The sequence below is a fragment of the Moorena sp. SIO2C4 genome (assembly GCF_010672485.1).
Classification (GTDB): Bacteria; Cyanobacteriota; Cyanobacteriia; order Cyanobacteriales; family Coleofasciculaceae; genus Moorena; species Moorena producens.
This window is the reverse complement of record NZ_JAAHGN010000823.1, coordinates 1-3474: the sequence shown is the minus strand read 5'-3', so window position 1 is coordinate 3474 and position 3474 is coordinate 1. Positions and strand designations below refer to the sequence as shown.

4 protein-coding genes and 2 pseudogenes are annotated in these 3474 nt (G+C 41.8%); 4 read left to right on the top strand and 2 right to left on the bottom strand.

The window, feature by feature from the left end; translation table 11 throughout:
• Window positions 1-416: pseudogene (locus F6K20_RS29755) on the top strand (hypothetical protein); the annotation flags it as partial.
• A 363-nt stretch (window positions 417-779) separates the two neighbouring features.
• Here F6K20_RS29755 and F6K20_RS29750 read toward each other — a convergent pair.
• Window positions 780-926: a hypothetical protein gene (locus tag F6K20_RS29750; protein WP_008179427.1), complete on the bottom strand. Its 147-nt coding sequence runs from the start codon at window positions 924-926 to the stop codon at window positions 780-782.
• A 78-nt stretch (window positions 927-1004) separates the two neighbouring features.
• Here F6K20_RS29750 and F6K20_RS29745 point away from each other — a divergent pair, with 78 nt between their 5' ends.
• Window positions 1005-1997: an urease accessory protein UreD gene (locus F6K20_RS29745; protein ID WP_008179426.1), complete on the top strand. Its 993-nt coding sequence runs from the start codon at window positions 1005-1007 to the stop codon at window positions 1995-1997.
• 33 nt (window positions 1998-2030) lie between these two features.
• Complete coding sequence (ureA, locus tag F6K20_RS29740) at window positions 2031-2333, top strand: urease subunit gamma (protein ID WP_008179425.1); 303 nt, start codon at window positions 2031-2033, stop codon at window positions 2331-2333.
• A gap of 55 nt (window positions 2334-2388) precedes the next feature.
• On the opposite strand, the gene F6K20_RS29735 is transcribed toward ureA, so the two are convergent.
• Complete coding sequence (locus tag F6K20_RS29735; protein ID WP_154659670.1) at window positions 2389-2562, bottom strand: hypothetical protein; 174 nt, start codon at window positions 2560-2562, stop codon at window positions 2389-2391.
• Window positions 2563-3382: 820 nt separating this feature from the next.
• On the opposite strand from F6K20_RS29735, the pseudogene F6K20_RS29730 reads away from it, so the two are divergent.
• Window positions 3383-3474, top strand: a pseudogene (locus F6K20_RS29730) (urease subunit beta); the annotation flags it as partial.

Here is a 3474-nt window from a genome sequence, read left to right as displayed (position 1 = left end):
AACCAGAACAAAAACCTGACTCTACCGCCACTCAAGTAGCTGAGGCAGATAATAACACTGAGGCTTCAGTTCCAGGAAAAGGTGAGGAAAAGCCAGAAGTTGCGGCTAAATCTGAGGATTCCTCTAACACTGAAGCGGATCAAGCTAAGGAATCAGAACCGGAAAAAACCGTGACTGAACCAGAACAAAAACCTGACTCTACCGCCACTCAAGTGGCTGAGGCAGATGATAAAGCCAAGGAATCGCAACCAGAACAAAAATCTGAACCTAATCGGACTCAAGTGCCAGAGGCAGAGGGACAAAACCCCCAGCCCCTAACTAACTTAGAAGTTTTAGGTGAAGTCAAGTTTGCCAAGGCTTCGTTTCAATTAAGTCCGATACTTTTTAGCTACCAAAATCTACTTTGCAGATTTTAGCCCACTAATGCAAGCTGCTCTCGCAGCCAGGGGGTATCTCCCAAGGCCAAGATAGGTTTTGTTCCGCTCAAGGCGCATAAATCTGTGTTTAATAGAAAACGCAACCACTATCATTAAAGCTTTGGTTTTCGGCTTCAATTCAAGGAACCAGAATGTTTTCAATGACACTAGATTCTTAATCAAAGTCTAACATATTTTTGAAGATACTGCAAGATATTTGTAGAAAATCGTCAACAGTGGCTAGCCCTCCCATCAATTCGTTGTGGAAGGATTAGGTTTCTCTGAACCCCAACCTGGTACTGACCCGACTTCTCCTGTTAACCAACGTACTGTGATTAGTTTGGCACCGATTCAATCGGGCAATTAGTGACAGATCAAGGCTTGCCAAATTGTTGAAGACTTAAGGGTAATTGGTAATTGGTAATTGGTAATTGGTAATTGGTAATCGGTAATCGGTAATCGGTAATCGGTAATCAGTAATCGGTAATCGGTAATTAGTAACTTGCTCAACTATAGTTGATATGATTCTGATATTGAGCAACGCCCAAGCGACCCGGTCAATTACCCTACATTGCCCTTTAACTATTGGTGAATCGACTTTCTCAACCACAACCGACAGATAGTGATCAATCTCGATGGCATGGCAGCCTTGAATTACGCTTTGCCTATTGCCAGGGGAAAACTCAACCTATTCACACCTACGCCAAAGCTCCCTTGAAGGTACAGCGACCGTTTTATCCAGAAGGGCTAGGGGTTTGTCACAGTGTCGTACTTCATACCGCTGGAGGAATGGTAGCACGGGACAGACTGTCTCAAGATATCCACCTGGAATCGGGGACTCATGCTTTAATCACCACTGCTGCTGCTAGTAAAGCTTATGGTAGGGGCACTTCTAGCGCTAGTCTAAGAAACTATAGCACTAATCATGAAAAGCTTAGCAGTAGTCTAAACCAACCAGAAGCTAGACCAAATATCTCTAGCGCTAATCCTAATAACTATAGCGCTAGTATAAAACAGCCAGAAACTAGACAAATCATCCGGATCCAAGTAGAGACTGGTGCTTGTTTAGAATGGTTGCCCCAGGAAACGATTGTATTCAATGGTGCAGTTTACCGGCAGGATTTGCGGGTAGAATTAGCGCCGGGAGCCCGTTGGTTAGGCTGGGAAATTACCCGATTTGGACGGAGTGCTAGAGGAGAAAGGTTTGTGGAGGGAAATTGGCGATCGCATACGGAAGTTTGGCAGCAAGGACATCCCCAGTGGATTGACCGACAATGGTTACCAGCTAGCGAAGCCACCTTCTCTAGTCCTTATGGTTTAGCGGGACAACCAGTGGTAGGAACATTAGTTTTGGTAGGGGAAGCGCTATCATCAGAGATTATCGAACAAGCCAGGGAACTTTGGAATGCTAGGGAGTATGTAGGGGAAGCTGGGGTAACTCAGCTAATGCCAGGATTATTATGCCGCTATCGTGGTGCTTCGACTGAGGAGGTGAGACACTGGTTTACGGAGGTTTGGCAACTGTTGCGCGTTAATCTATTCGGGCGTCCTATTATTAAGCCACGAGTTTGGCCGTTGTAATATCAAAATTGCTACTAACCACAGGATAGGAGAATGCAACTGACACCCCAAGAAAAGGATAAACTACTAATTTTTACTGCCGCCTTATTGGCAGAACGCCGCAAGGAAAAGGGGTTGAAGCTGAATTACCCAGAAGCCGTTGCCTACATTTCTGCGGAAATTTTGGAAGGTGCGAGGGAAGGACGTCCAGTAGCTGATTTAATGAGTTACGGCACTACCCTGCTGACGCGGGATGATGTGATGGAAGGAGTCCCCGAAATGGTGAATGAAGTCCAGGTAGAAGCAACCTTTCCCGATGGGACTAAACTGGTTACTGTACATGACCCAATTCGTTAATCCCACAAAAAGCTTGATAAGTAACTGTTTAACTCATCTTAAATCATCAGAGGATTCACCGGAGTTGACGGAGTTCTTCTGTGAGATGGATAAGTTGGTTTCTGAGGTCATTGATTTGCTCACTGCTCAGTTGTGCAGTTCCTTGATGATCTACGATGTTATTCAGGCTATTCATACAGTCATTAATCGTATAAAGACAGTTATCAACAATCTGGATTCGTTTCGTCAAGATTTCTTTGAACTTAGGCTCATTTGATTCAAGAATCCTATTGTTGTTGGGTTGATATTCATTGAGTTGGAACTTTAAAATGTTCCATAATTGAACTAATGAACGGAGTCCCATAAGCACCAAACAATGGTAAAAAAACTTTAAAAGAAATCAAACACCAGACAAGAAAAATAAAAAAGTATGGATAGTAGTCATGACTAATTTAATATTGCGAATAGTTGCCAAAATAAATTTTTGAATAACCGGCTGCTGATCAAGCAAGATTTTTCCATAAGTAGGATATTTTTGGCGATTAGTATAGCTTTAAAAGCAATGTAAGATGTCAGAGTTGACCAAAAAGGAATCATTAACTGTAGAAATATAACCATCAAATATTTAATAAATAAAAATTCAATAACACCTATATCGATTATTCAGAACAGACTAGAGAAGTCAGGATTAATTGATTAAAGACTGTGTAAAGAAAAGATAAGCTAGATAAAAAAATATGGTAAGGGTAATAGGTAATAAGCAATAAGTAATAGGTGATAAGCAATAAGTAGTAGGTAATAAGTAATAAGTAATAGGTAATAAGTAATAGGTACAAAAAAAAGCAGTTGACAGCCTCCGTGCTAAGATCGCGCAGCTTCATACCCCAGAATCCTAGAGCCATTCAATGTAGACCCCTTATGCCTAGAGCCTAGAACCTTAAAAAAAAACTAAACTCCACTTCCTATATACTTCAGTGTGTAAGTTAAGGCTACAAAAAAATCTAATTCACGAGATAATCAACTAATTCACCAGATAATGAAAAGCTAGTCAGGGTTTAAGGAGTTAGTTAGTGATTCCAGGCGAAATCATTCCCCAAACAGGGGAAATAGAACTCAATGCTGGTCGTACCACCATCAGAGTACGGGTAGCGAATACAGGCGA